The 25,371-nt window shown below is 71.1% G+C and carries 23 protein-coding genes and 1 pseudogene; 15 read left to right on the top strand and 9 right to left on the bottom strand.

Going from position 1 to position 25,371, the window contains the following annotated elements; all coding sequences use genetic code 11:
- Positions 1-75: 75 nt before the first annotated feature.
- The 4 genes from IE209_RS19970 to soxR all read right to left on the bottom strand — a co-directional run bounded on the left by IE209_RS19970 (position 76) and on the right by soxR (position 6,424).
- Positions 76-1,494 carry an efflux transporter outer membrane subunit gene (locus tag IE209_RS19970; protein WP_189688664.1) on the bottom strand — a complete coding sequence of 473 codons (1,419 nt, stop codon included), beginning with the start codon at positions 1,492-1,494 and terminating at the stop codon, positions 76-78.
- Positions 1,487-4,639 carry an efflux RND transporter permease subunit gene (locus tag IE209_RS19965; protein ID WP_189688663.1) on the bottom strand — a complete coding sequence of 1,051 codons (3,153 nt, stop codon included), beginning with the start codon at positions 4,637-4,639 and terminating at the stop codon, positions 1,487-1,489. The genes IE209_RS19970 and IE209_RS19965 overlap by 8 nt, the downstream gene beginning before the upstream one ends.
- Positions 4,636-5,808 (bottom strand): efflux RND transporter periplasmic adaptor subunit, encoded by a 1,173-nt coding sequence (locus tag IE209_RS19960; protein ID WP_229882952.1) that lies wholly within the window; start codon positions 5,806-5,808, stop codon positions 4,636-4,638. Before IE209_RS19960 ends, IE209_RS19965 begins: the two co-directional genes overlap by 4 nt.
- A 157-nt stretch (positions 5,809-5,965) precedes the next feature.
- Positions 5,966-6,424 (bottom strand): redox-sensitive transcriptional activator SoxR, encoded by a 459-nt coding sequence (gene soxR / locus IE209_RS19955; protein WP_189688764.1) that lies wholly within the window; start codon positions 6,422-6,424, stop codon positions 5,966-5,968.
- Positions 6,425-6,578: 154 nt separating this feature from the next.
- On the opposite strand from soxR, the gene ccoN reads away from it, so the two are divergent.
- The 7 genes from ccoN (at position 6,579) to IE209_RS19920 (ending at position 11,746) form a co-directional block, all read left to right on the top strand.
- On the top strand, positions 6,579-8,015 hold the full coding sequence (gene ccoN / locus IE209_RS19950) for a cytochrome-c oxidase, cbb3-type subunit I (RefSeq protein WP_189688662.1): 1,437 nt from the start codon (positions 6,579-6,581) through the stop codon (positions 8,013-8,015).
- A gap of 13 nt (positions 8,016-8,028) precedes the next feature.
- Positions 8,029-8,652 carry a cytochrome-c oxidase, cbb3-type subunit II gene (gene ccoO, locus IE209_RS19945; RefSeq protein WP_189688661.1) on the top strand — a complete coding sequence of 208 codons (624 nt, stop codon included), beginning with the start codon at positions 8,029-8,031 and terminating at the stop codon, positions 8,650-8,652.
- 95 nt (positions 8,653-8,747) lie between these two features.
- Positions 8,748-8,885, top strand: coding sequence for a cbb3-type cytochrome oxidase subunit 3 (locus tag IE209_RS19940; RefSeq protein WP_189688660.1), 138 nt, complete (start codon positions 8,748-8,750; stop codon positions 8,883-8,885).
- A gap of 9 nt (positions 8,886-8,894) precedes the next feature.
- Positions 8,895-9,794 (top strand): cytochrome-c oxidase, cbb3-type subunit III, encoded by a 900-nt coding sequence (gene ccoP / locus IE209_RS19935; RefSeq protein WP_189688659.1) that lies wholly within the window; start codon positions 8,895-8,897, stop codon positions 9,792-9,794.
- Positions 9,795-9,801: 7 nt separating this feature from the next.
- Complete coding sequence (ccoG, locus tag IE209_RS19930) at positions 9,802-11,220, top strand: cytochrome c oxidase accessory protein CcoG (RefSeq protein WP_189688658.1); 1,419 nt, start codon at positions 9,802-9,804, stop codon at positions 11,218-11,220.
- 12 nt (positions 11,221-11,232) lie between these two features.
- The gene (locus IE209_RS19925; protein ID WP_189688657.1) at positions 11,233-11,481 is read left to right on the top strand and encodes a nitrogen fixation protein FixH; all 249 of its coding nucleotides are present in this window, start codon (positions 11,233-11,235) and stop codon (positions 11,479-11,481) included.
- Between the two features lie 19 nt (positions 11,482-11,500).
- Positions 11,501-11,746: a hypothetical protein gene (locus tag IE209_RS19920; RefSeq protein WP_189688763.1), complete on the top strand. Its 246-nt coding sequence runs from the start codon at positions 11,501-11,503 to the stop codon at positions 11,744-11,746.
- Here the strand turns inward: IE209_RS19920 and fnr are convergent.
- The gene (gene fnr / locus IE209_RS19915; RefSeq protein WP_189688656.1) at positions 11,724-12,443 is read right to left on the bottom strand and encodes a fumarate/nitrate reduction transcriptional regulator Fnr; all 720 of its coding nucleotides are present in this window, start codon (positions 12,441-12,443) and stop codon (positions 11,724-11,726) included. The two genes, IE209_RS19920 and fnr, sit on opposite strands and share 23 nt — an antisense overlap.
- A 114-nt stretch (positions 12,444-12,557) precedes the next feature.
- On the opposite strand from fnr, the gene hemN reads away from it, so the two are divergent.
- The 7 genes from hemN (at position 12,558) to IE209_RS19880 (ending at position 20,027) form a co-directional block, all read left to right on the top strand.
- The gene (gene hemN / locus IE209_RS19910) at positions 12,558-13,967 is read left to right on the top strand and encodes an oxygen-independent coproporphyrinogen III oxidase (RefSeq protein WP_189688655.1); all 1,410 of its coding nucleotides are present in this window, start codon (positions 12,558-12,560) and stop codon (positions 13,965-13,967) included.
- A gap of 7 nt (positions 13,968-13,974) precedes the next feature.
- Positions 13,975-14,685: a sulfite exporter TauE/SafE family protein gene (locus tag IE209_RS19905; protein WP_189688654.1), complete on the top strand. Its 711-nt coding sequence runs from the start codon at positions 13,975-13,977 to the stop codon at positions 14,683-14,685.
- 361 nt (positions 14,686-15,046) lie between these two features.
- Positions 15,047-16,255 carry a porin gene (locus IE209_RS19900; protein WP_189688653.1) on the top strand — a complete coding sequence of 403 codons (1,209 nt, stop codon included), beginning with the start codon at positions 15,047-15,049 and terminating at the stop codon, positions 16,253-16,255.
- 12 nt (positions 16,256-16,267) lie between these two features.
- Complete coding sequence (locus tag IE209_RS19895) at positions 16,268-16,693, top strand: hypothetical protein (protein WP_189688652.1); 426 nt, start codon at positions 16,268-16,270, stop codon at positions 16,691-16,693.
- Between the two features lie 30 nt (positions 16,694-16,723).
- On the top strand, positions 16,724-18,301 hold the full coding sequence (locus tag IE209_RS34350) for a methyl-accepting chemotaxis protein (RefSeq protein ID WP_189688651.1): 1,578 nt from the start codon (positions 16,724-16,726) through the stop codon (positions 18,299-18,301).
- A gap of 32 nt (positions 18,302-18,333) precedes the next feature.
- Positions 18,334-19,629: a cyclic di-GMP phosphodiesterase gene (locus tag IE209_RS19885; RefSeq protein WP_189688650.1), complete on the top strand. Its 1,296-nt coding sequence runs from the start codon at positions 18,334-18,336 to the stop codon at positions 19,627-19,629.
- A gap of 65 nt (positions 19,630-19,694) precedes the next feature.
- Positions 19,695-20,027, top strand: a complete 333-nt coding sequence (locus tag IE209_RS19880) for a hypothetical protein (RefSeq protein WP_189688649.1) — start codon at positions 19,695-19,697, stop codon at positions 20,025-20,027.
- A 58-nt stretch (positions 20,028-20,085) separates the two neighbouring features.
- On the opposite strand, the pseudogene IE209_RS19875 reads toward IE209_RS19880, so the two are convergent.
- Positions 20,086-20,921 (bottom strand): annotated as a pseudogene (locus IE209_RS19875) (pirin family protein).
- Between the two features lie 115 nt (positions 20,922-21,036).
- On the opposite strand from IE209_RS19875, the gene IE209_RS19870 reads away from it, so the two are divergent.
- Positions 21,037-21,939, top strand: a complete 903-nt coding sequence (locus tag IE209_RS19870; protein ID WP_189688648.1) for a LysR family transcriptional regulator — start codon at positions 21,037-21,039, stop codon at positions 21,937-21,939.
- Positions 21,940-22,167: 228 nt separating this feature from the next.
- Here IE209_RS19870 and IE209_RS19865 read toward each other — a convergent pair whose 3' ends face one another.
- Genes IE209_RS19865 through IE209_RS19855 form a run of 3 tightly spaced genes read right to left on the bottom strand, consistent with a single transcriptional unit; the run spans position 22,168 to position 25,368 of the window.
- Positions 22,168-22,662: a flavodoxin family protein gene (locus IE209_RS19865; RefSeq protein ID WP_189688647.1), complete on the bottom strand. Its 495-nt coding sequence runs from the start codon at positions 22,660-22,662 to the stop codon at positions 22,168-22,170.
- A complete protein-coding gene (locus IE209_RS19860) occupies positions 22,659-24,107 on the bottom strand; it encodes a UdgX family uracil-DNA binding protein (RefSeq protein WP_189688646.1) in 1,449 nt (482 codons plus the stop codon). Before IE209_RS19860 ends, IE209_RS19865 begins: the two co-directional genes overlap by 4 nt.
- Positions 24,094-25,368 carry a putative DNA modification/repair radical SAM protein gene (locus tag IE209_RS19855; protein ID WP_189688645.1) on the bottom strand — a complete coding sequence of 425 codons (1,275 nt, stop codon included), beginning with the start codon at positions 25,366-25,368 and terminating at the stop codon, positions 24,094-24,096. The genes IE209_RS19860 and IE209_RS19855 overlap by 14 nt, the downstream gene beginning before the upstream one ends.
- Positions 25,369-25,371: the final 3 nt, after the last annotated feature.

The following is a 25,371-nucleotide window of genomic DNA, read 5'->3' as shown; positions in this document are numbered from 1 at the left end:
GGCGGGACGCGCTGGCTTGCAGACCGGATCTTCCGTGCATGGCACAGGCCGCGTGGTGCGTGGTGGCCAAGGGGTTCAGGAAGGGGGCGTGGCCTGCCAGCCGCCACCCAGCGCGCGGAACAGCGTGGCCAGCGCGACCTGGTGCGCGGTGCGCACCGCGATCCAGTCCATCTGCGCCGCGAGCGCGCTGCGCTGGGCATCGAGGTAGCGCAGGTGGTCGTCGGCGCCGGCCTCCCAGCGCGCCTGGGCCAGGCGCAGGGCCTCGCCGCTGGTGTCGGCCAGCGCGCGCTGCGCGGCTTCCTCGCGCCGCAGCGTCTCGGTGGCCGCCAGCGCGTCGGCCACTTCGCGGAAGGCCGTCTGGATGCTCAGTTCGTAGGCGGCCACGGCCTGGTCCTTGCGCAGCAGCGCGAGGTCCAGGTTCGCGGCGTTGCGGCCGCCGTCGAACAGCGGCAGCGTGAGCTGCGGCGCGAACGACCAGCTGCGCTGCCCCGCGCCGAACAGGCCGGACAGGTCGGCGCTCGCGCTGCCGAACAGGCCGGTCAGCGCGATGCGTGGGAAGAAGGCCGCACGCGCCGCACCGATGTGGGCGTGGCGCGCGCGCAGCCGGTGCTCGGCCGCGCGGATGTCGGGCCGCCGCGCGAGCAGCTCCGAGGGCAGGCCTGCGCCAAGATCCTGCCGCAGCAGCGGGCCGTCTCCGGTGGCCGGCTCGCCGGCCGGGTCGCCCACGAGCAGCGCAAGCGCATGGCCGGCCTGGCGCTCCTCGCGCGCGATGCGCTCGTGCTGGGCCGCGACCGCGTGCACGAGGCCACGGGCCTCCTGCACATCGAGCGCGGTGGCCGCGCCTGCCGAATGCCGCTGCAGCACGAGGTCCAGCGCGCGCTCGCGCGCCAGCAGCGTCTGGCGGGCCAGCTGCAGGCGCTGTCGTGCGCCCTGGCGCGCCGCAGCCGCCTGGACGACTTCGGCCACGAGGCTCACGCGCGCGGCGAGGGCGGCCTCTTCGGTGGCCAGGACCTCCTGCAGCGCGGCCTCGGACAGCGCACGCACGCGGCCGAACAGGTCCAGCTCGAACGCGGCCAGGCCCACGCCGGCCTGCAGGCTGCTCTGCACGGCGGGCGTGCCCGGCGCGCGCAGGTCTTCGGGCAGGCGCTGGCGCTGGCCCCCGGCTTCGGCCTGCAGGCCGGGCAGCTGCTCGGCGCGCTGCACGCGGTACAGCGCGCGGGCCGCCTGCACGTCCAGCAGGGTCTGGCGCAGGCTGCGGTTGTTCGCGAGCGCCCGCGCGACCAGCGCGCGCAGCTGCGGGTCGGCCACGAAGTCCTGCCAGCCGGGCGTGGCCGTGGAGGCAGAGCCGGGTGCACAGGCTGCGGCCGCCGCCTGCGTGTCCCAGTGCGCGGGCAGCGGCGTGGCCGGGCGCTCGTAGGCCGGCACGAGGGAGCAGCCGGTGGCCAGCAGCGCGAGCGCCAGCGCGGCGCAGCGCAGCAGCGGGTGCTCAGACATGGCGCACCTCCGCGGACGTGGATGCCTGCGCCAGCGCGCGGGCGCGCGGCGCGGCCGCCTGCGCGCCATGGTCGCGCGCCAGCAGCGCGTAAACCGTGGGCAGCACGAACAGCGTGAACAGCGTGCCGACCAGCATGCCGGACACCACGACTACGCCGATCGCGAAGCGGCTGGCCGCGCCGGCGCCGCTGGCCGCCAGCAGCGGCAGCAGGCCGGCCACCATCGCGGCCGTGGTCATGAGCACGGGCCGCATCCGGATCACGGCGGCCTTGTGCATGGCCGCCGGCGGTGCCAGGCCTTCCTGGCGCTGGATGTCGTTGGCGAACGAGACCATCAGAATGCCGTGCTTGGAGATCAGGCCGATCAGCGTGACCATGCCGATCTGCGTGTAGATGTTCATCGTGGCATAGCCCAGCCACAGCGGCAGCAGCGCGCCGCCGATGGCCAGCGGCACCGTGACCAGGATCACGAGCGCGTCGCGCAGGCTTTCGTACTGCGCGGCCAGCACGAGGAAGATCACCACCAGCGCGAAGCCGAAGGACAGCAGCAGCCGGTTGCCTTCGCGCACGAACTGCCGGCTGTCGGACAGCCAGTCGATCTGCGCGCCCGCGGGCAGCGGCTGCTTGCGCAGGAAGTCCACGGCCTGCCCCATGGTCACGCCGGGCATGGGCACGGCCGACAGCGTGACCGCGTTCATCTGGTTGAACTGCGGCAGCCGGTTGGCCTGGGGCCGGACCTGCACCTGCACCAGCGTGGCCAGCGGCACGGGCTGGCCCGACGCCGCGCGCACGTAGTAGCCCGTGAGGTCGCCAGGGCTGCGGCGCTGCGCGCGCGGCACCTGCGCGATCACGTCGTAGGAGCGGTCGAACCAGTTGAAGCGGTTGATCACGTTCTCGCCGACCAGCACGGCCAGCGTGTCGGCGATGTCGCCCATGGTCACGCCCATCTCGCCGGCCTTGGCCGCGTCCACCGTCAGGCGCGCCTGCGCGCTGTCGAACGCCAGGTCACTGTCCACGTAGGCGAACAGGCCGCTGTTGCGGGCCGCGGCCTGGAGCGTCTCCATGGCCTGGTGCAGCTCGGCGAAGGCGAGCGGCGCGCGCAGCACCATCTGCACGGGCAGGCCGTCGCTGCCGGCCGGCAGCGGCGCGGCCTGGAAGGCCGTGACGGCCGCTGCCGTGACGCTGCCGGCCTGGGCGTTGAGCTGTGCCTCGACCTGGCTGGCCGCCATCGTGCGCTGCGCCCAGGGTTTGAGCACCACGCCGCCGAAGCCGTTGTTCTGTCCGTTCGTGCCGCTCGTGAAGAAGCTGTTCTGGTAGTCCGGCAACTGGCGGAACAGGGCCTCGAGCGCATGGCCGGCGCGCTCGGTGTAGTCCTTGCTGGCGTACTGCGGCGCGCGCGCCGCGACGAACACATAGCCCTGGTCCTCGGCCGGCGCGAGCTCGCGCTGCACGCCCAGGAACATCACCACGATGCCGCCGCACACCAGCACGCAGGCCAGCAGCACGGCCGCGCGCGCCGCCAGCGCATGGCCCAGCAGCCGCCCGTAGCGGGCCGACAGTGCCTGCATGGCCTGCTCGATGCGGTGTGCGAGCCGGCCCGTCGCCAGATCACGGCGCAGCAGGAAGCTGCTCATCATCGGCGACAGCGTGAGCGCTACCACGCCCGAGACGATGACCGCGCAGGCCAGCGTGAACGCGAACTCCTTGAACAGCGCGCCGGTCAGTCCGTCCATGAGGCCGATGGGCGCGTAGACGGCAGCCAGCGTGACCGTCATGCCGACCACGGGCCAGACGATCTCGCGCGCGCCCACCAGCGCCGCGTGCGCAGGCGACAGCCCCTCCTCGATGTGGCGGTGGATGTTCTCCACCACGACGATGGCGTCGTCCACGACCAGCCCGATCGCAAGCACCATGGCCAGCAGCGTCAGCAGGTTCAGCGAGAAGCCGAAGGCCAGCATCAGCGCGGCCGTGCCGACCAGCGACAGCGGGATCGTGACCACGGGGATGAGGACCGCACGCAGCGAGCCCAGGAACAGGAAGATCACGGCGACCACGATGAGCACGGCCTCCAGCAGCGTCTGCAGGACCTCGTCGATCGAGGCGTTGACGAAGCGCGCCGTGTCGAACACGTTGCCGACCGTGAGCCCGGCCGGCGCGGCGCGCTGCAGCTCGGGCAGCAGCGCGTTGACGCCGCGCACGATCTCGAGCGGGTTGCCGTCGGGCGTGGGCGCGATGCCGAGCGAAACCGAGCGTTTGCCGTCGCCCAGGAAGCTGCTGTCGTCGTTCTGGCCGCCCAGTTCCACGGTGGCCACGTCGGCCAGCCGCACCACGCTGGCAGGGCCGCGCTTGAGCACCATGTCGCGGAAGTCCTGCACGCTGCGCAGATCGGTGGCGGCCGTGATCGGCACCAGCGTGTCCGCGCCGCGCAGGGCGCCCGGCGCGGCCTGCACGTTGTTGGCACGCAGCGCGGAGGCCAGGTCCGCGGCCGTGAGCCCGTGGGCGGCCAGCCGCACCGGGTCCACCCACAACCGCATGGCATAGGTCTGGCCGCCCAGGATCTCGGCCGAGGCCACGCCCGGCACGGCCGTGACCATGGGCTGCACCACGCGCGCGATGAAGTCGGTGATCTCGGGAATGCTCTGCTGCTGGCTCGAGAAGTCCAGGTACTGCACGGCCGAGACACCGTCCGTGATCTTGCGGATCTCCGGGTCGAAGGCGCCCTGCGGCAGCCGGTACTTGACCTGCTGCACCTTGGCCAGCACCTCGGTCATGGCGCGGTCGGCGTTGGCATTGAGCACCAGCTTGGCCTTGATCTCGCTGCGCCCCGGCGTGGAGGTGGACGACAGGTACTCGATGCCGCTGGCGCTCGCGATGGCCTGGGCCAGCGGCGTCGTGACGAAGCCCTGCATGACCTCCTGCGAGGCGCCCGGGTAGCTGGTCGCCACGACGATGGTGGCGCTCTCCATCTGCGGGTACTGGCGGATCGGCAACGAGAACAGCGCGGCCAGGCCGGTCAGCAGGATCAGCGCCGAGAGCGTGACGGACAGGATGGGCCGGCGCACGAACAGGTCGGTGAAGCCGGTGGACGACGCTGCGCGCTGCGCGCTGCGGTACTCGGCGCCTTGGGGCGGGTGGGCGGTGCTCATGGCTGGCCTGCCCCGTGGGTCGCCGCAGCCGCTGGTGCGCGCGGCGCCGACGGCGCCGCCACCACGCGCAGGGCGCTGCCGGCTTGCACGCGCAGCTGGCCTTCGGTCACGACCACGTCGCCAGCCGCCAGGCCCTGCGCCACGACCACGCGGTCGCCGATGCGCCGGCCCAGCGTGATGGGCACGAACTCGGCCTGGCCGATGCCCTCGGCCGAGGGCGCGCGCACACGCAGCGCCTGGTCGCCCGAGGAGGAGGTCATGACGGCCGTGGCCGGCAGCAGCAGGGCGCCGGCCTCGGGCGCCAGCTCCAGCGCCACCGTGACGTACATGCCGGGCCGCAGGCCTTGGTGCGCATCGGCCGCGCGCGGCACGGTGGCCTGCACGGTCAGGCTGCGCGTGTCGCGGCCGACCTGGGGCTCGATGGCGCTGACACGGGCCCGCACGGGCGCGGCGTCGGGCGCGCCGCTGTGCAGCAGCAGCGACTGGCCCACGCGCACGTGGGCCAGCTCCTGCTGCGGCAGGTCGAAGTTCACCTGCAGACTGGACAGGTCGGTCAGGCTCACGGCCGTGTCGCCGGGCTGCAGGTACTGGCCCAGGTCGATGCGGCGCAGGCCGAGTGCGCCCGCGAACGGCGCCTCGATGCGCTTTTGCCGGATGCGCGCCTGCAATTGCAGCACGCGGGCCGCGCTCTGGTCGTGCTCGGCCTGGCGCTGCTGCAGCACTTCCTGCGCGAGCGCGCCCGTGGCCGCCAGCGCATGGGCCCGCGCGAGCTGCTGGCGCGCGAAGGCGGCCTGCGCCTGGGCGGCTGCGAGGTCGGCCTGCTCGGTCGCGTCGTCGAGCTGGACCAGCAGCTGGCCGGCCTGCACCGTGCGGCCGGGCTCGAAGTGGATCGCGGCCACGCGGCCTGCCACCTCGGCCGGCAGCATGACCTGGCGCGCGGCGCGCAACTCGCCCAGGGCCTGCAGCGTGCGCGGCACGGTCTCCGGTTGCAGCGTGGTGGTCGCCACGTCGACCGGGGCGCCGCCGGTCCAGGCGGGTGGAGCGGGGCGGCTGGCGCGCCAGGCGGCCAGTCCGGCGGCCACGAGCGCCGCCGCGACCGCGACGCTGGCCAGCGCTTTCCACGCGGCCGGCCTGCGGACGTGCGCAGCGTCCGGCATTGGTTCTTGCATGCGTTTCTCCCTGCCGCTGCAGATGGGGCGACGTGCCCGGCACCTGGCGGTCGATCGCGTTTGTAAGACCTCAAGTGAACTTGAGGTCAAGCGGCAGGGTTGTTCTCTGTGGCGCCGCCGCGCCAGGGGCGCGTGGCCAGGCGGGATCGGCGGCGACCTAGCGCAGCGGGCGTTCCAGGATGCGCGGCCCCGGCCCCTGCTGGGCCAGCGCGTCGGCCGGGTTGCGCAGCGGGCAGTCCTTGAGCGAGAGGCAGCCGCAGCCGATGCAGCTGTCCAGCTCGTCGCGCAGGCGCTGCAGCTTGAGGATGCGTTCGTCCATGGCGGCACGCCAACGCGAGGCCACCGCACGCCATTGCGCCGCCGTCACGCGCACCTCGGGCCGGTACTCGCCCAGCGCCTGGCGCACCTCCTCCAGCGGAATGCCTGCGCGCTGCGCGACCTTGACGATGGCGATGTAGCGCAGCACGCCGGGCGTGAAGCGGCGCTGGTTCCCCTCGGTGCGCACGCTGCTGATGAGCCCCTTGGACTCGTAGAAGTGCAGCGTGGACACCGCCACGCCGCTGCGCAGTGCGACCTCGCCCACGCTGAGGTAGCGCGGTGGGTCGGAGTGGTTCATGGGCATGCGGTCGGTCTCCGGATCGGGCCAGCAGTGTAGGGCGCGGTCCGCGTGCATGCGGCACCTGCAGGCTGCTTGACGTGCATCAAAGCGCCCCTGCGGGCGCCGTCCGACACTGCCCGCAGTGCTGAAAAAGCGTTCAAGAGAGGCAGCGATGAATCAATCGAGAAGCCCGGCCACGGTCTACAACGACGCCGTCGTGCGCCAGTTTTCCGTGATGGCCGTGGTGTGGGGGGTGGTGGGCATGTTGGTCGGCGTGGTGATCGCCGCCCAGCTGACCTGGCCCGAACTGAACCTGGGCATCCCATGGCTCAGCTACGGCCGGCTGCGGCCGCTGCACACCAATGCGGTGATCTTCGCGTTCGGCGGCTGCGCGCTGTTCGGCACGGCCTACTACGTGGTGCAGCGCACCTGCCAGACGCGGCTGTTCGGCGGCTGGCTCGCATCCTTCACGTTCTGGGGCTGGCAGGCCGTGATCGTGGCCGCCGCCATCACGCTGCCGCTGGGCTACACCACCGGCAAGGAGTACGCCGAGCTGGAATGGCCCGTCGACATCCTGATCGCGCTGGTCTGGGTGGCCTTCGCGGTGGTGTTCTTCGGCACCATCGGCACGCGCAAGGTGCGCCACATCTACGTGGCCAACTGGTTCTACGGCGCCTTCATCATCGCCGTGGCGCTGCTGCACATCGTCAACAGCGCGGCCATGCCCGCGAGCTTCTGGAAGAGCTACTCGGCCTATGCCGGCGTGCAGGACGCCATGGTGCAGTGGTGGTACGGCCACAACGCCGTGGGCTTCTTCCTCACGGCCGGCTTCCTCGGGATGATGTACTACTTCATCCCCAAGCAGGCCGAGCGCCCGGTCTACAGCTACCGGCTGTCCATCGTGCACTTCTGGGCGCTGATCTTCACCTACATGTGGGCCGGCCCCCACCACCTGCACTACACGGCGCTGCCGGATTGGACGCAGTCGGTCGGCATGGTGTTCTCGCTGATCCTGCTGGCGCCGTCCTGGGGCGGCATGATCAACGGCGTGATGACGCTGTCGGGCGCCTGGCACAAGCTGCGCGACGACCCCATCCTGCGCTTCCTGATCGTGGCCCTGTCGTTCTACGGCATGAGCACGTTCGAGGGCCCGATGATGTCGATCAAGACCGTCAACGCGCTCTCCCACTACACCGACTGGACCGTGGGCCACGTGCACTCGGGCGCACTGGGCTGGGTCGGCCTCATCACCATGGGCAGCCTGTACTACCTGATCCCGCGGCTGTTCGGGCAGAAGCAGATGTACAGCGTGAAGGCCATCGAGCTGCACTTCTGGAGCGCCACCATCGGCATCGTGCTGTACATCGCCGCGATGTGGATCGCCGGCGTGATGCAGGGCCTGATGTGGCGCGCCGTGAACGCCGACGGCACGCTGACTTACACCTTCGCCGAATCCGTCAAGGCCACCTACCCCTTCTACGCCGTGCGCCTCTTGGGCGGCCTGCTGTACCTGGGAGGCATGCTGGTGATGGCCTGGAACATGGTCATGACCATGCTCAACGCGCGGCCTGCCACCGTGGCTGTCCCGCAAGCCGCGGCGGCCCACTGAACCGAGAAGAACCATGTCGCAGAACCTCGACAAGCCCGGTGCGCACGAACGCATCGAGACCAACAACTTCCTGATGATCGTGCTGATCCTGCTGGTGCTGCTGGTCGGCGGCCTCGTGGAGATCGTGCCGCTGTTCTTCCAGCGCACCACGACGGTGGCCATCGAAGGCGTCAAGCCCTACACCGCGCTGCAACTGGCCGGCCGCGACGTCTACCTGCGCGAGGGTTGCTACAACTGCCACTCGCAGATGATCCGCCCGCTGCAGGCCGAGACGCTGCGCTACGGCCACCATTCGCTGGCCGGCGAGTTCGTCTACGACCATCCGTTCCAGTGGGGCAGCAAGCGCACCGGCCCCGACCTGCATCGCGTGGGCGGCAAGTACAACGACGAGTGGCACCGCATCCACTTGATGAACCCGCGCGACGTGGTGCCCGAGTCCAACATGCCGGCCTACGCCTGGCTGGACAAGGCCACTGTGGATGGCGAGCAGCTGGCGGCCAACATGCGCGCGCTGCGCCGCCTGGGCGTGCCCTACACGGACGAGGAGATCGCCAAGGCACCCGCCGACGTGAAGGGCCGGACCGAGATGGAGGCCACGATCGCCTACCTGCAATCGCTGGGCCTGGCCGTCAAGTGAGGAGCTGGACATGACACCCCCACGCTCATCACTTCGTGTATCGCTGCCCCCCGAGGGGGCGCGTCAATGCCTTCGGGCGGCCGGGCGGCATTGACATGGACATCAACACCCTGCGTGCCGTGGCGACCGTGGTGTCGTTCGTCACCTTCATCGGCATCCTGGTCTGGGCCTGGTCCCGGAGCAACAAGCAGTCCTTCGACGAGGCGGCGCAGCTGCCTTTCGACCAAGAGTAAGAGGGCAACATGAGCGATTTCACAAGCGGCTTCTGGTCCATCGCGATCATTGCCGTGACACTGGGCGGCATCCTCGGCTGCGTGCTGCTGCTGTGGGGCGCCGGCAAGGCGCGCGTCTCGCCGACCGGCGACAACACCACGGGCCATGTGTGGGACGGCGACCTGCGCGAGATGAACAATCCGCTGCCGCGCTGGTGGGTCTGGATGTTCGTCATCACGGTGGTCTTCGGCGTGCTGTACCTGGTCCTGTACCCGGGCCTGGGTGCCGAGCCCGGCAAGCTGAACTGGAGTTCGGTGGGCGAGCACGCGGCCGACGTGGCCAGGCACAAGGCGTCCACGGCGCAGGTCTACGCGAAGTACGCGGACATGCCCATGGCGGAGATCGCCCGGGACCCGCAGGCCCATGCCATCGGCGAGCGCTTGTTCATGAACAACTGCGCCCAGTGCCACGGTTCGGACGCCCGCGGCAGCAAGGGCTTTCCGAACCTGGCGGACGGCGACTGGCTGTGGGGCGGCGAGCCCGAGAGGATCGCCGAGACCATCGCCAAGGGCCGCATCGGCAGCATGCCGCCCATGGCCGCGGCCGTGGGCACGCCCGAGGACGTGCGCAACGTGGCGCACTACGTGCTGAGCCTGTCGGGCGGCCCGCACGACTCGGTGCGCGCTGCGCTGGGCAAGGCCAAGTTCACGGCCTGCGCGGCCTGCCACGGCAGCAACGGCAAGGGCAACCCGCTGCTGGGCGCACCCAACCTGACCGACGACATCTGGCTGCACGGCTGGGGCGAAGAAGCCATCGTCGCGATGGTCAACAACGGCAAGACCAACCAGATGCCGGCGCAGGAAGGCAAGTTCAGCGCGGAGCAGATCCGCGTGCTGGCATCCTACGTCTGGGGCCTCTCCAACCGTTGAACCTGCCATGAGTGCCGAGCGCAAGGTCATCCCCATCCAGGCCGAGCCCGCGCTGGTCCCGCTGTTCGAGGCCCACAAGACGGTCTACCCGCGCACGGTCGGCGGCTTCTTCCAGAACTGGCGCTGGGCCCTGGTCTGGCTCACGCAGCTGGCCTTCTACGGCACCGCCTGGCTGCAGTGGGGCGAGCGGCAGGCCTTGCTGTTCGATCTGCAGGCGCGCCGCTTCTACATCTTCGGCCTGGTGCTGTACCCGCAGGATTTCATCTACCTGGCGGGCCTGTTGGTCATCTGTGCGCTGGCGCTGTTCCTGTTCACGGCCGTGGCGGGCCGGCTGTGGTGCGGCTTCTCGTGCCCGCAGACGGTCTACACCGAGATCTTCCTGTGGATCGAACGGCGCATCGAGGGCGACCGCGGTGCGCGCATGAAGCTCGATGCGGCGCCCTTCTCGGCAGAGAAGCTGGTCAAGAAGTGGTTCAAGCATGTCTGCTGGGGCGTGTTCGCGCTGTGGACCGGCTTCACCTTCGTCGGCTATTTCACGCCGATCCGCGCGCTGGCGATGTCCTTCATCACCACGCGCATGGGGCCCTGGGAGGTGTTCTGGGTGCTGTTCTACGGCCTGGCCACGTATGGCAATGCGGGCTTCCTGCGCGAGCAGGTCTGCAAGTACATGTGCCCCTATGCACGTTTCCAGAGTGCGATGTTCGACCGCGACACGCTGATCGTGAGCTACGACAGCGCGCGCGGCGAGCCGCGCGGCAGCCGCCCGCGCAACGCCGATGCGGCAGCGCGCGGCCTGGGATCCTGCATAGCCTGCACGCTGTGCGTGCAGGTCTGCCCGACCGGCATCGACATCCGCAACGGCCTGCAGTACGAATGCATCGGCTGCGGCGCCTGCGCCGACGTCTGCGATGGCGTGATGGACAAGATGGGCTACGCGCGCGGGCTCGTCAAGTTCACCACGCAGCAGGGCCTGGCCCGCGGCTGGAGCCGTGCGCAGATCTGGCGCAGGGTCTTGCGTCCGCGCGTGCTGGTCTATGCCGCTGTGCTGCTGGCAATCTCGCTCGGCCTGGCCCTGAGCCTGGCGCTGCGCACGCCGTTCAAGGTGGACGTGGTGCGGGACCGCGGCGCCATGGCCCGCATCGTGGCCGGCGGCGCGATCGAGAACGTCTACCGCCTGCAGATCATGAACGCCACCGAAGCGCACCAGCGCTTCGCCATCGCGGCGAGCGGCCTGCCGGGCCTCGTGGTCACCTCCGAGCCCGAGGTCGAGGTCGATGCCACGGCCTCGCGCTGGGTCGCCGTGCGGCTGCAGGTCCCGCAGCAAGCTGCGGCCGCGGGAGGCTCGCACCCGATCCATTTCGAGCTGCGCATGCTGGACGGCGACGCCCATGTGCGCGAGAAGTCCGTGTTCCTGATTCCGCGGTAGAGGAGAACCACGATGCAAGCAGAACAACAAGCGCGCGTGGCGCGCCCCTGGTGGCGCTACGGCATGGTCTGGATGGTGATCGGCGGCCCGCTCGCGGTCGTCGTCGCCGGCATCGCGACGGCCGTGATCGCCTTCCATGGCGCCGACCCGGTGGTCGCCTCGGCGCCCGCCCAGGTGGCTGCCGAAGAGGCCTTCGGTCTGCAGCCCGCGATGGCCGGGCGCAACCACGCGGCGACCGGCACCGTGCCGGCGCGGCGCTGAGGGTGGCGCTGTGGCCACGATGGCGGCGCGCCGCCTGATGTGGGTCGCCTGGCCGGCCTTCCTGGCCGCCGGCATGCTGGAGATGCTGGTGTTCGCGCTCGTCGATCCGCACGACCTGCACTGGCTGGGCCGCGCGCTGGACTGGTCGGCGATGGCGGTCTACACCGCGAGCTTCTTCGCCTTCTGGGCGGTGGCCATGGCGGGCAGCGCGCTCACGCTGCTGCTGGCGGCACCGGAGATGGTCAGTGGCAGACCTGGGGATTGACGATGCGCTGCAAGGCGTCGGCATCGACGATGCGCAAATGCCGTTGCTTGACCTCGACGATGCCTTCCTCGACGAACTTGGAGAAAGTGCGGCTCACGGTCTCGAGCTTGAGCCCCAGGTAGCTGCCGATCTCCTCGCGCGTCATGCGCAGCACGAGCTCGCTGCGCGAGAAGCCGCGCGCATGCAGGCGCTTGACCAGGTTCAGCAGGAAGGCCGCCACGCGCTCCTCCGCGCGCATGCTGCCCAGCAGCAGCATGACGCCGTGCTCGCGCACGATCTCGCGGCTCATGATCTTGTGCACGTGGTTCTGCAGCGCATTGACCTCGCGCGAGAGCTCCTCGAGCCGGTCGAAGGGCATCACGCAGACCTCGGCATCTTCGAGCGCCACGGCGTCGCAGCTGTGCTTGTCGTTGACGATGCCGTCCAGGCCGATGATTTCGCCGGCCATCTGGAAGCCCGTGACCTGCTCGCGGCCGTCGTCGGTCGCCACCAGGGTCTTGAAAAAACCCGTGCGGATCGCGTAGAGCGAGGTGAATTTCTCGCCGCTGCGGAACAGTGTGGCGCCGCGCTTCACGGACTTGCGCGTCGCCACCACTTCGTCAATGCGCTCCAACGCCTGCTGATCGAGCTGCATGGGCATGCAGAGCTCACGCAGGTTGCAGTTGGAACAGGCGACTTTGATGGTGTGCGGGTGCATGGCGTCCTTTCATGACGTGGCGCAAATTGTCTCAAACCTGAGCGGCTGAAGACTTGATCTGGGTCAAGGTCCGGACAGATGGAACGCGGCACAGTGGCAGGCAGAGGATTCCCCATGACGACTTCTTTGGCCAGCCCCGCGGCTTCCGCAATCCCCACCGACGTGCTGCAGCGCTTCGACCGGCCCGGCCCGCGCTACACCTCCTACCCCACGGCCGACCGCTTCGTCGAGGCCTTCGGCCCCGCAGATCTGCTGCGGGCACTGCAACAACGCCGCCATGGCGGGGCAGGGCAGGCGTTGCCCTTGTCGCTGTACGTGCACATCCCGTTCTGCGAGTCGCTGTGCTACTACTGCGCGTGCAACAAGATCATCACCAAGCGCCATGAGAAGGCCGCGCCCTACCTGGACTACCTGGCGCGCGAGATCGGCCTGTACGTGGCCGCACTCGGCGAAGGCCAGCCCGTCTCGCAACTGCACCTGGGAGGCGGCAGCCCGACCTTCCTGAACGACGCCGAGCTGGCGCGGCTCATGGAGTTGTTGCGCAGCCGTTTCGCGTTGGCGCCCGGCGGCGAGTACGCGATCGAGATCGACCCGCGCACCGTGGACACCGCGCGGCTGCGGCACCTGGCCGGCCTGGGCTTCAACCGGCTCTCCTTCGGTGTGCAGGACTTCGACCCGGCCGTGCAGAAGGCCGTGCACCGCGTCCAGCCCTATGCGCAGGTGGAGCAGCTCGTGCAGGGCGCGCGCGGCCTGGGCTTCGAGTCGCTCAACGTCGACCTGATCTACGGCCTGCCGCTGCAGACGCCCGCCTCGTTCGCGCAGACGCTGGAGCAGGTCGTGGCGCTGCGGCCCGAGCGCATCGCGCTGTACGGCTACGCCCACCTGCCCGAGCGCTTCAAGCCGCAGCGCCGCATCCATGCCGGGCAATTGCCCGATGGCGCCGCGCGGCTGGCCATGCTGGGCGCGGCGCTGGCGCGTTTCGAGGCCGCCGGCTACGTCTACGTGGGCATGGACCATTTCGCGCTGCCCAGCGACGCGCTGGCCGTGGCCAAGCGCCAGGGCCGGCTGCACCGCAACTTCCAGGGCTACAGCACCCAGCCCGATTGCGACCTGATCGCGCTGGGCGTGTCCGGCATCGGCAAGATCGGCGCAAGCTATGCGCAGAACGCCAAGACCATGGAGCACTACTGCGACCTGCTGGACCAGGGCCAGCTGCCCGTGGTGCGCGGCCTGGCGCTCACGCGCGACGACCTGTTGCGCCGCAGCGTGATCATGGCGCTGATGTGCCAGGGTGCGCTGCAGTTCGAGGCCATCGAGCTGGCCTGGCTGATCGACTTCCGCGCGTACTTCGCGGCCGAGCTGGCGCAGTTGCGCGCGCTGCAGGACGACGGCCTGGTGCAGATCGACGCCCAGGGCCTGCAGCTCACGGCCACGGGCTGGTACCTGGTGCGCGCCGTGGCCATGGTGTTCGACCGCTACGTGCAGGCCGACCGGGCACGCGCACGCTTCTCGCGGATTCTCTGAGCTGCGCATGGCCACCGCGCTGGGCATGACCGCGCTGCTGATGGGTCTGGCCGGCGGCCCGCACTGCGCGCTGATGTGCGGCGCAGCCTGCGCCGGCATCGGCCGCGCCGCCGGGCCGCAGGGCGGCCGCGCGCTGGCGCAATTCCACGCCGGGCGGGCCACCGGCTACGCGGCCATGGGTGCGCTGGCCGCCTGGTCCATGCAAGGCCTGGGCTGGCTGGGCGGCGCCAGCGTGGCCCTGCGGCCGCTCTGGAGCTTCGTGCACCTGGCCGCGATCGCCCTGGGTCTGGTGCTGTTGCTGCAGGCGCGCCAGCCGGCCTGGCTGGAGCGCCACGGCCGGGCGCTGTGGCAGCGCGTGCGCACGCTGGTGCCACGGCGCGGCGGCAGTTTCGTGGTGGGCCTGGCCTGGGCCTTGATGCCCTGCGGCCTGCTGCAGGCGGCGCTGCTGACAGCCGCGCTCGCCGGCGACGCGGCCCGGGGCGCCGGCGCCATGCTGGCCTTCGCAGCCGGCTCGGCGCTGTCGCTGTGGGCCGCGCCCTGGCTGGTGCTGCGCCTTCCGGTCCTGGCCGGCGGGCCGCGCGGCATGCTGGCCGGCCGCCCCGAGGCGTGGTCCGCATGGGGCACGCGCCTGGCTGGCCTGGCCCTGCTGGGCAGTTCCTCCTGGGCGCTGTGGCACGGGCTCGTGCACGCACAGGCGCCCTGGTGCCTGCCGCGCTGAGGCGGCCGGCGTCCAGCCCTTCCTTCACCAGCACCTTCACCACGCCGCCTGCACCGTGTCCCGCGTATGGGACGGCCGTGTTTTGTCTACGACCGGCATGCGGGAGGCGACAGCCGGCCTCTGGATGCGTGTCTGCGGTTCGATCTCTCCTTCTAGTATGCATGCACGAAAGGAGATTGAACGAACGGAAGACAAACCACCTGCTGCTTTCCATCGAACGTGCCGGTCGGTCCATCCGCGGGGAGCAGGGGACGGCCGCAAGGCCGCAGCGGTGCCCACCGGGTGCCGGCCGCCGCTCCCGGTGCTGCCTGCACAGGCGCGTGCAGGCCGTGCAGCGCCCTGTTCATCGAAGGAGTTCGCCATGAGATTTCAGCTTCGGATGGCCGCCGCCGCACTCGCGGGCCTGGCCAGCAGCGCCCAGGCCCAGGCGCAGTCCGAATCCGTCTTCAGCGTGTCCGGCTTCGGCACCCTGGGCGTGGTCGGCACCAACCAGGATGGCGCCGAGTACGTGGTGCCCGGCCAGGTCCGCGGCGCCGACAAATCCTGGAGCGGCGAAGTCGACAGCAAGCTCGGCCTGCAGCTCGGCGCCAAGTTCAACCGCCAGTTCTCGGCCACGCTGCAGGTGCTCAGCAAGCAGGACGGCAAAGGCAAGTTCACGCCGCAGGTCGAATGGGCCTTCGCCAAATGGCAGGCCACGCCCGGCCTGGCGCTGCGCGCGGGCCGCATGGGCGGGCCGTTCTTCGCCGTATCGGACTTCCGCGACGTGGGCTATGCCAACACCTGGCTGCGCCCGCCCATCGACGTCTACGGCCAGGTGCCGGTGAGCCACTTCGACGGTGCCGACCTGAGCTGGCAGACCAGCGTGGCCGGCAAGGCGCTGGGCTTGCAGGTCTTCGGCGGCAGGAGCTCCTCGCATGTGGAGCACACCAAGGTCGAGATCGATGCGCTGGTCGGCGTCAACGCGAGCATCGAGCTGCTGGACGGCCTGAGCCTGCGGCTGGGCCATGCGACGGGCAAGCTGACCGTGCACTCGGGCGCGCTCAACGACCTGGTCGGGGTGCTGCGCCGCACGCCCTTCGCCGGGGTCGGCGACCAGCTCGATCCGAACGACAAGCGGGCCAGCTTCAGCGGCGTGGGGCTGACGTACGACCAGGGCAACTGGATCGTGCTGGCCGAGTACACCATGCGCAAGACCAAGACCTTCATTCCCGACACCACGGGCTGGTACACGACGGTGGGCTACCGCGTCGGCAAGTTCACGCCCTATGCCACGCTGTCGCGCTTGAAGACCGACGACAGCAACGTCGACAACACCATCCCGGCCTCGGTGGTGCTGCCCGGCATGCAGGCGCCGCTGCGGGTCTATGTCGATGGCGCGACGGCGGCCCAGAGCACGCCGCAAAAGACCATTGCGGTGGGCGTGCGCTGGGATGCGATGCGCAACCTGGCCGTGAAGGCGCAGTTCGACCGCATCAAGACCACGGGTGCCGGTCAGTTCTACGACGCCGACGCGGGCTTCTGGAACAAGCGCGTCCACGTCTACAGCCTGGCCGTGGACTTCGTGTTCTGAGGAGGACGCAGCATGACGAGCACCAGAATCCTCGCCCTGCTGGCCGCCCTGTCGGCCGTGGCCGGCGCGGCATCCGCCCAGGTGGCCGTGGTGGTCGGCGCCAAGAGCGGCACGGCGGCCATGACGGCCGAGCAGGTGGCCGGCATCTTCCTGGGCAAGAGCAACCAGCTGCCCAGCGGCGCGGCCGCTGCTGCGGCCGACCTGCCCGAGAGCGCCGCCGTGCGCGAGCAGTTCTACAGCAAGGTCACGGGCAAGTCCTCGGCCCAGGTCAAGGCGGGCTGGTCGCGGCTGGTGTTCTCGGGCAAGGCCACGCCGCCCAAGGAACTGGCCAGCGCGGCCGAGGTGAAGAGCTTCGTGGCGGCCAATCCGGACGCCATCGGCTACATCGAGAAATCGGCCGTCGACGGGTCGGTGAAGGTGGTGTTGAACGTGGATTGACGGTCCTGGCCGGCCGCGCTGGAGGATGGCATGCATCTGAAGACCCGCATCGCGCTGTTGCCCGTCATGGCGGCGCTGCTGTTCGGACTGGGCATCGCGGTGGTGCTGTTCTTCGCCACGCGCACGCAAGGGGCGATCGACCATGTGGGCACGGTGTCCTACCCCTACCTGGACGCCGCCAACCGTTTCGCCAGCCAGCTCGAAGGACTGGGCAACACGGTGCAGAGCGCGGTGGCCGAGGGCGAGAAGAAGCGGCTCGAGGAGGCCGCCGAGCGTGCCGCGGCCATGCGCAAGACGCTGGAGCGCATCAAGGCCATCGCCGGCAAGGCCGAAACCGGCGCGCAGCTGGAGCGGGACTTCGAGGCCTACCATGCCGCGGCCGTGCAGACCGCCGAGCTGTTCCTGGGCATCCGGCAGGGCGACCAGGCTGGCGCCATCCCGCGCATGCAGGCAGCGCTCAAGCGGCTGGAGACGGGGCTGGAGCAGATGCGCAGCGAGGCGCGTGCCAGCTTCGACACCGACCTGGCGGGCGCCGAGGCCGGCGTGCGCTCGGGCGTGCTGGCCACCGTGGCCAGCGGCCTGGTCGTGGTGGCCGTGCTGGCCCTGGGCTCGTGGCTGCTGATCGCCAACATCTGGCGCCAGCTGGGCGGCGAGCCGCAGTATGCGCGCGACGTCATGCGCCAGATGGCCGAGGGCGACCTGTCGCAGTCCATCGACGTGGCGCCCGGCGCCGAGGGCAGCCTGCTGGCGGCGGTGCGCGACATGGCGCAGGGCCTGGCTGCCATCGTGGCCCATGTCCGGGGCGGCACCGACGCGATGACCAGCGCCTCGCGCGAGATCGCCGCAGGCAACCAGAACCTGTCCGAGCGCACCGAGCGCCAGGCCGGCTCGCTGGAGCAGACCTCCGCCCACATGCAGCAGCTGACCGAGACCGTGCGCCAGAGCGCCGATGCGGCACGCCAGGCCAACCAGCTGGCCAGCTCGGCCGCCAGCGTGGCGCAAAAGGGCGGCGCGCTGGTGGGCCAGGTGGTCAGCACGATGGAGGAGATCAGCGCCAGCTCGCGCAAGATCGGCGACATCATCGGCGTGATCGATTCCATCGCCTTCCAGACCAACATCCTGGCGCTGAACGCGGCCGTGGAGGCGGCGCGCGCGGGCGAGCAGGGCCGCGGCTTCGCGGTGGTGGCCAGCGAGGTGCGCTCGCTGGCGCAGCGCAGCGCCGAGGCGGCGCGCGAGATCAAGGCGCTGATCGGCGCCAACGTGGCGCGCGTGGGCTCGGGCGCTGCGCTGGTCAAGGACGCCGGCGCCACCATGGACGAGATCGTGGCCAGCGTGCAGCGCGTGTCCGACATCATCGGCGAGGTCACGGCGGCATCCAGCGAGCAGAGCCAGGGCATCGCCGACGTGAACCAGTCCATCGTGCAGCTGGACCAGATGACGCAGCAGAACGCGGCCCTCGTGGAGCAGGCCGCGGCGGCCGCCGGCAGCATGGAGTCGCAGGCCGGCGACCTGCAGCATGCGGTCGAGCGCTTCCGGCTCGGCGCGGTCGCGGTGCCGGTGGCGCAGGTCGCGCAGACGGTGCCGCGCTATGCCATGGTGACGACATAATGTTCCGATGCCAGGCCGCGCGACGTTTCGCCATGGATGACAAGAGCTCGCAGTTGATCGATGTCGGTCAACTCCGGCGAGGCCTGTTCATCCAGCTCGACCTCGGCTGGATGGACCATCCGTTCCCGCGCGGCAGCTTCAAGATCACCTCGAGCGACCAGATCCGCACCATCCGCGCCCTGGGCCTGACGCAGGTGCGCTACTTTCCCGACCGCAGCGATCCGGAGGAGCCCCCGTCGGACTTCGGCGCGGTCTCCGGCAGCGGCGAGGTGCACGCCGACGAGGCCGCGCAGCACCGGTTGCAGGCGGAAGCCAGGGCGCTGCAGACGCAGCGCCAGCAGCAGCTCGCAGCCCAGCAGGCCAGCCTGCAGCACTGCGAACAGCGCTTCGGCGAAGTGGTGCGCCTGTACCAGCGCGTGGTCGAGGAGACGCCGGCGCGGCCCGTCGCCATGCGCGAGCAGTGCGAAGCCCTGGTGGCGCGCTGCGTGGCCGAGATCCTCGTCGAGGGCGAGGCCACCATCCGCCTGCTGTCCGAGGGCGCGGGCGAGAGCCAGGCCACGCACCCGGCCAACACCATGGTGCTGGCCCTGCTGCTGGGCCGGGCCCTGGGCCTGCCCGCGCACGGCCTGGCCGAGCTGGGCATCGCGGCGCTGCTGCACGACCTGGGCAAGCAGCAGCTGCCCGCGCATCTGCGCATGCGCGACGAGCGCTACCAGGCCGAAGACCTGGCCGTCTACCGCAGCCATGTGCGCGAAAGCGTGCAGACCGGCCGGCGCATGGGCCTGTCGGCCTGGGCGCTGCAGGCCATCGCCCAGCACCACGAAATGGCCGATGGCAGCGGCTTTCCTGCCGGCCTGCAGGGGGCCGACATGAGCACGGGCGGCAAGGTGCTGGCGCTGGTCAACCGCTACGACCGCCTGTGCAATCCCCCGTCCATGGCGCAGGCCCTGACTCCGCACGAAGCGCTGGCGCTGACCTTCGCGCGCCACAAGGCCTGTTTCGACGCCGAGGTGCTGGGCGCGTTCATCCGCATGATGGGCGTGTACCCGCCGGGCTCGGTGGTGCAGCTGGCCAACGAGCGCTATGCGCTGGTGGTGTCGGTCAACTCCACGCGCCCGCTCAAGCCGCGCGTGCTCGTGCACGACCCGGCCGTGCCGCCCGACCAGGCCCTCATCCTGGACCTGGAAACCGCGCCGGAGCAGGGCATCCGCCGCAGCCTCAAGCCCTCGCAGCTGCCTGCGGGTGCGCGCGCCTACCTGGCGCCGGTCTCGCGCGTGCGCTGCTTCTACGAGCACCAGCTGCCGGCGCGTGTGCCCACCGAGGTCTGAGGTACTACACGGCCACGCGGCCTCGGCCCACACGCGCCCTGGGCAGTCCGGCGCAGGCTCACGCCATGCGCTTGCATCTGGCCATTGCCGCACTGCTCGGCCCGCTCGCGGGTGCGGGATCGGCCTGGGCCCAGGCGAACACCGTGGAGCAGATCTACCAGAGCGACCTGGCGATCTGCAACAGCGGCCAGCTGTCGGCCCCGGCGCGCGAGGCCTGCGTGCGCGAAGCCGGCCGTCGGCGCGATGCCGCGCGCGGGGGACCGCCGCCGGAGATCCCGCAGGCCACGCCGGACGGCCGCGCCACCGTGGTCACGCCCGAAGGCGCGCCGCCACCGCCGACGTCGGCCGATCCCGTGCCCTCGCGCGACGGCCGGGCCAATGTCGTGCCGGCGCGCTGAGTTCGGCGCAGCGCCATGGCCATGCACGCGGTCGGCCCGGTCGCCGGGCCGCCGCAGCTCAGGCCGCCATGCGGCCGAAGCGGCCGGCGTTGAAGTCGGCCACGGCCTGGTGGATCTCGGCCTCGCTGTTCATCACGAACGGGCCGTAGCCCACGATGGGCTCGTCGATGGGCTCGCCCGACAGCCACAGCACGCTCGCGTCGCCGTTGGCTTCGATCGCCACAGCGCTGCCGGCGCGGTCCAGGTGCACCAGCTGCCCTTCGCGGGCGATGGTGTCGCCGTTGACCTGCACGGTGCCGTGCAGCACCACCAGCGCCAGCGTGTGGCCCGGCGGGGCGTCGAAGCGGGCCACGGCGCCCTGGGCGATGCGGATGTCCCACACGTCCATGGGCGTGAAGGTGCGCGCCGGGCCGCGGTGCCCGTCGAAGGCGCCAGCGATCACCCGCACGCGGCCCGCGCCGACCGGCAGCGCCACCGACGGGATTTGCGCGTCGAGCAGGGTCTGGTAGTGCGCCGCGCTCATCTTGTCCTTGGCGGGCAGGTTGACCCACAGCTGCACCATCTCGATGGTGCCGCCGCGCTCGGTGAAGCCGCGCGAGTGGAACTCCTCGTGCAGGATGCCACCGCCGGCCGTCATCCACTGCACGTCGCCCGGGCCGATCAGGCCGCCGGCACCCGTGGAGTCACGGTGCTCCAGCTCGCCCTGGTAGACGATTGGCCGACGCCGCGCGGCTGCGCGGCCGGCCCGAACGGCGTGGGCGGCGCATGGTCCAGCAGCAGGAACGGGCTCAGGTGCTTGCCCAGGCCGTCGTAACCGAACAGCGAACGCACCGGAAAGCCGTCGCCCACCCAGTGCGGACGGGGGGCGCTGTAGACGCCGAGGATCTTCTTCATGTGCATCTCCTTGTTGCCAGGACACCGGTCCCAGCCTGTGAGCAGAGAATAGGATCGGAACGCCGATCCCGGGAGTGGCCAAAATTCGCCATCAGCGTTCCATTTCGTGAACGATATGCAGGATTTGAACGACCTCTATTACTTCGTGCAGGTGGTGGACCACGGCGGTTTCGCGCCGGCGGGCCGGGCGCTGGGCATGCCCAAGTCCAAGCTCAGCCGGCGCATCGCGCTGCTCGAGGCGCGTCTGGGCACGCGCCTGCTGCAGCGCTCGACGCGGCGCTTCGCCGTCACCGAGACCGGCCAGACCTACTACGGCCATTGCAAGGCCATGCTGGTGGAGGCCGAGGCGGCCGACGAGGCGATCGCGCTGACGCATGCGGAGCCGCGCGGCGTGGTCCGCATGAGCTGCCCGGTGGCGCTGCTGGACCTGCACGTGGCCGACATGGTGGCGGCCTTCCTCGCCGCCCATCCGCGCGTGGAACTGCATCTGGAGGAGACCAACCGCCGCGTGGACGTGGTGGCAGAGGGCATCGACGTGGCCATCCGCGTGCGGCCGCCGCCGATCGAGGACAGCGAGCTCGTGATGCGCGTGCTGGGAGAGCGCGGTCAATGCCTGGTGGCCTGCCCGCGGCTGCTGTCCGGTGGCGTTCCCACGGTACCGGCCGACCTGGCGGGTCTGCCGAGCATGGACCTGGGGTTGCCGCAGCACGAGCATGTGTGGAATTTGGTCGGCCCTGATGGCGCGCAGGTGGCGCTGCGCCACCGGCCGCGGCTCATCACGCGCGGCATGGTGGCATTGCGCTCGGCGGCCATCGCCGGTGTGGGCGTGGTGCAGCTGCCCTCGACGATGGTGCGCGCGCAGATCGCGCGCGGTGAACTGGTCCACGTGATCCCGGGCTGGGCGCCGCGGCGCGAGATCATCCATGCGGTGTTCGCTTCGCGGCATGGGCTCTTGCCGGCGGTCCGGGCGCTGGTGGATTTCCTGGCGGACCGGTTCCAGGCGCTGGGCGAAGACTGAGAACGTGTGAACGAACCGCTCACACCCACGCGAGGCCCCCGACGAGCACCCGTTTCCATCATGTTCGTTGCGCTCGGGGCCTCGCCCTTCGGGCCGGGGCGCGCCAGGCCGCATGCGGGCGTTGCGGTCCTTGCCCGGGCACGAGCCCGGGCTGCGGCCCGCGCCTACGCCTGCGGCCCGCCGCGCCCCGTCGTGGGCGCGATCGGTTCATTCACACGTTCTGAACGGTCAGAACACGCCCAGTGCCAGGCCCGCGGCCAGCCCCGCGCCGAGTTCCTCGGCGCGCTGCAAGTCGGCTGCGCCGATCTGCTTGGGCGCGAGGATCTGCGCGGGCGTCTGCGCATGGGTGCAGACAATCAACGGCTCGGCCGCGGCGCGGAGCCGCCACCCCGTGGCGATGCGCGCGATCTGCCGCGCCGCGTTGCTGCCGTCGCTGCCGGCGCAGACGAGCGTGGCATAGGGCCGGCCCTGGATGCGGTCCAGCACCGGGTAGTAGCAGCGGTCGAAGAAGTCCTTCATGAGGCCGGCGATGGCGGCCAGGTTCTCGGGCGTGGCGAACAGGTAGCCATCGGCCCCGAGCAGGTCCGCGGGGCCGGCCTGCGCGGCGCGCAGCAGCCGCGCCGCCACGCCGGGTTCGCTCTGCGCACCGCGCAGCGCGGCCTGGGCCAGCTGCGCGGTGCCGCCGGTCATGCTGTGGTGGACGATCAGCAGCGCCTTCTTCATGGGGCGGCCATGATAGGCGTGGCTGCGCGCAGGTCGGCCAGCCAGTCGGCGAAGGCCGCTTCGGGGTCCGGTGTGTCCATGCGCAGCAGCGCAGCGGGGTGCAGCGTGACGAGCACGGGCAGGCCGTCGGCCCGGCGCAGCCATTGGCCACGCGTCTGCCCGATGGGCACGGCACGGCCCAGCAGCGCGCGGGCGGCGGTGGCGCCCAGCGCCACGGCCGCGCGCGGGCGCACGAGGCCGATTTCGCGCTCCAGCCACTGGCTGCAGATGGCGGCCTCCTTCTGGCCGGCGGTCTTGTGCAGCCGGCGCTTGCCGCGCAGTTCGTACTTGAAGTGCTTGACGGCATTGGTGAGGTACAGCGCCTCCCGGGACCAGCCCAGTTGCTCCAGCGCGCGCCGCAGCAGCTGGCCGGCGGGGCCGACGAAGGGCTGGCCGCGCAGATCTTCCTGGTCGCCGGGCTGCTCGCCCACCAGCATCAGCGCCGCGCCCGGCTGCCCTTCGCCGTGCACGGCCTGGGTCGCGTGCTGGCCGATCGGGCAGGCGCGGCACTGGGCCGTGGCCAGGCGCAGCGCGTCCAGCGTGCCCGGGGCGGCGGTTTCGGCCGGGCGCTGGTCCAGCCGCAGCGCGATGGAGGCGGCCGGCCGGCGGTGCTGCGGATCGCTCGCCGCCTCTTCGACCATGCGGCCGCTGCGCTGGGCGGCCGCGTGCATGAGCGGGGTGATCAGCTGGGCCTCGGGCAGGTTCTTCCAGTAACGGCGCGGCATCTCCTTTTGCATCATCGCGGGCTTGAGGCGGGCCGGGTTGAAGATGTGGGCGTAGTAGGTGAGCCAGAGCTGCTCGCCGGCGTCGGGGCCGGGCGCGTCTTCGCGGCGCGCGCCGGGGCCGAAGGCCAGCGCATGGCCATCCCACTGGGCGCTGCGCTCGGGCGTCAGGATGGCCCACTCCATCTGCGCGAAGCGGCGCGCAAAGAAGGGCGCCGTGGCGCACAGCGTGTGGTGTTCGGGTTCGAACCAGGCCATGTGGCGGCCGCCGGGCACGGGGCGAAAGCGCACGAAGGCCGTCATCTTGTGCATGTCGCGCCGCACCGCGCGCGCCATGCGTTCGGCCAACAGGCGGTCGGCATCGAGCGGGTCGTCGCGCAGACCGGGCTCGGCCAGCAGGCGCCAGACCAGGCGGTACAGCAGTGCGAAACGGCCGCGGTCGCGGTGCAGCGCGGCGCGTTCGAGCAGCGCCACCATGCCGGCCGGCAGGCGGAACGGCGCAACGGGGTCGGCGTCGGGCGCTGGGGGGGCGTCGTCGAACAGGTCGCCGGCATCGGCCAGCTGCCATTGCACGGCCTCGGGTGGCACCTGCTGCGCCACGAGGCGGCGCACGGCGGCCTTGAAGCCGGCCAGGTCGTCGGGCGCGGCCAGCCGGACGGTGTGCCGGCGCTCAAGCGTCTGCATGGGCATCGAACAGCGAGGCCTGGCGCGGCGGCGGGCGCAGCCGGGCGGCGAGCTGCGCGCTGTCCAGCCCGCGCGCGGTGGCGCCCGGCACGCTCACGAAGGGCAGCAGCTTGCGCAGCGGCACGCCCAGGCGGCCGAGGTCGTCCACGCGCAGCACGCGCAGGCGGCGTGCGGCCAGCAGGCGGTCGACCGACTTCACGCCCAGGCCCGGCACGCGCAGCAGCAACTCGCGCGGCGCGCGGTTGAGGTCGACCGGGAAGCGCTCGCGGTGCGCCAGCGCCCAGGCGAGCTTGGGATCCATGTCCAGCGCCAGCATGCCGTCGCTGCCGCCGGCGATCTCGTCGTGCGCGAAGCCGTAAAAGCGCATCAGCCAGTCGGCCTGGTAGAGCCGGTGCTCGCGCACCAGGGGTGGCGCGGCAGGCGGCAGCTGGCGCGAGGCGTCGGGGATGGGGCTGAAGGCCGAGTAGTACACGCGGCGCAGCTTGTAGGCGCCGTACAGCGTGGCGCTCGTGGCCAGGATGCTGCGGTCGCTGGCGGCGTCGGCGCCGACGATCATCTGCGTGCTCTGGCCAGCCGGCGCGAAGCGCGGCGCCGCGGCGGGCCGGGGGCGCGCCGCGGGCAGCGTGGTGGGCCGCACGGCCGCCTGCTCGCCCTTGGCGTCGTCGATGTGCACGCGCAGCCGCGCCATGGAGCGGCGAATCGCCTGCCCGTCCTTCTCGGGCGCCAGGGCCACCAGACCTTCGCTGGTCGGCAGTTCGATGTTGATGCTCAGGCGGTCGGCATAGCGGCCCGCGCGGGCCAGCAGGTCCGGGCTGGCTTCCGGAATGGTCTTCAAGTGGATGTAGCCGCGGAAGTCATGGTCTTCGCGCAGGCTGCGGGCCACCTCGACCACCAGTTCCATGGTGTGGTCCGGGCTCTTGATGATGCCGGAGGACAGGAACAGCCCCTCGATGCAGTTGCGCCGGTAGAAATCCAGCGTGAGCTGGACCACTTCCTCGGTGGTGAAGCGGGCGCGCGGCACGTTGCTGCTGACGCGGTTGACGCAGTACAGGCAGTCGTACAGGCACCAGTTGGTCAGCAGCACCTTGAGCAGCGAGATGCAGCGGCCGTCCGGCGCGTAGCTGTGGCAGATGCCGGCGCCCTCGGTGGAGCCGATGCCGCGCCCGCCGACCGAATCACGCGCGGTGGTGCCGCTGGACGCGCAGGAGGCGTCGTACTTGGCGGCGTCGGCGAGGATGGCGAGCTTGCGGTCCAGTTCCATGGC

This window comes from Pseudorhodoferax aquiterrae, assembly GCF_014652235.1.
Taxonomy (GTDB): domain Bacteria; phylum Pseudomonadota; class Gammaproteobacteria; order Burkholderiales; family Burkholderiaceae_C; genus Pseudorhodoferax; species Pseudorhodoferax aquiterrae.
Note: the sequence above shows the minus strand (reverse complement) of the source record. Positions and strands in the feature narration are given on the sequence as shown.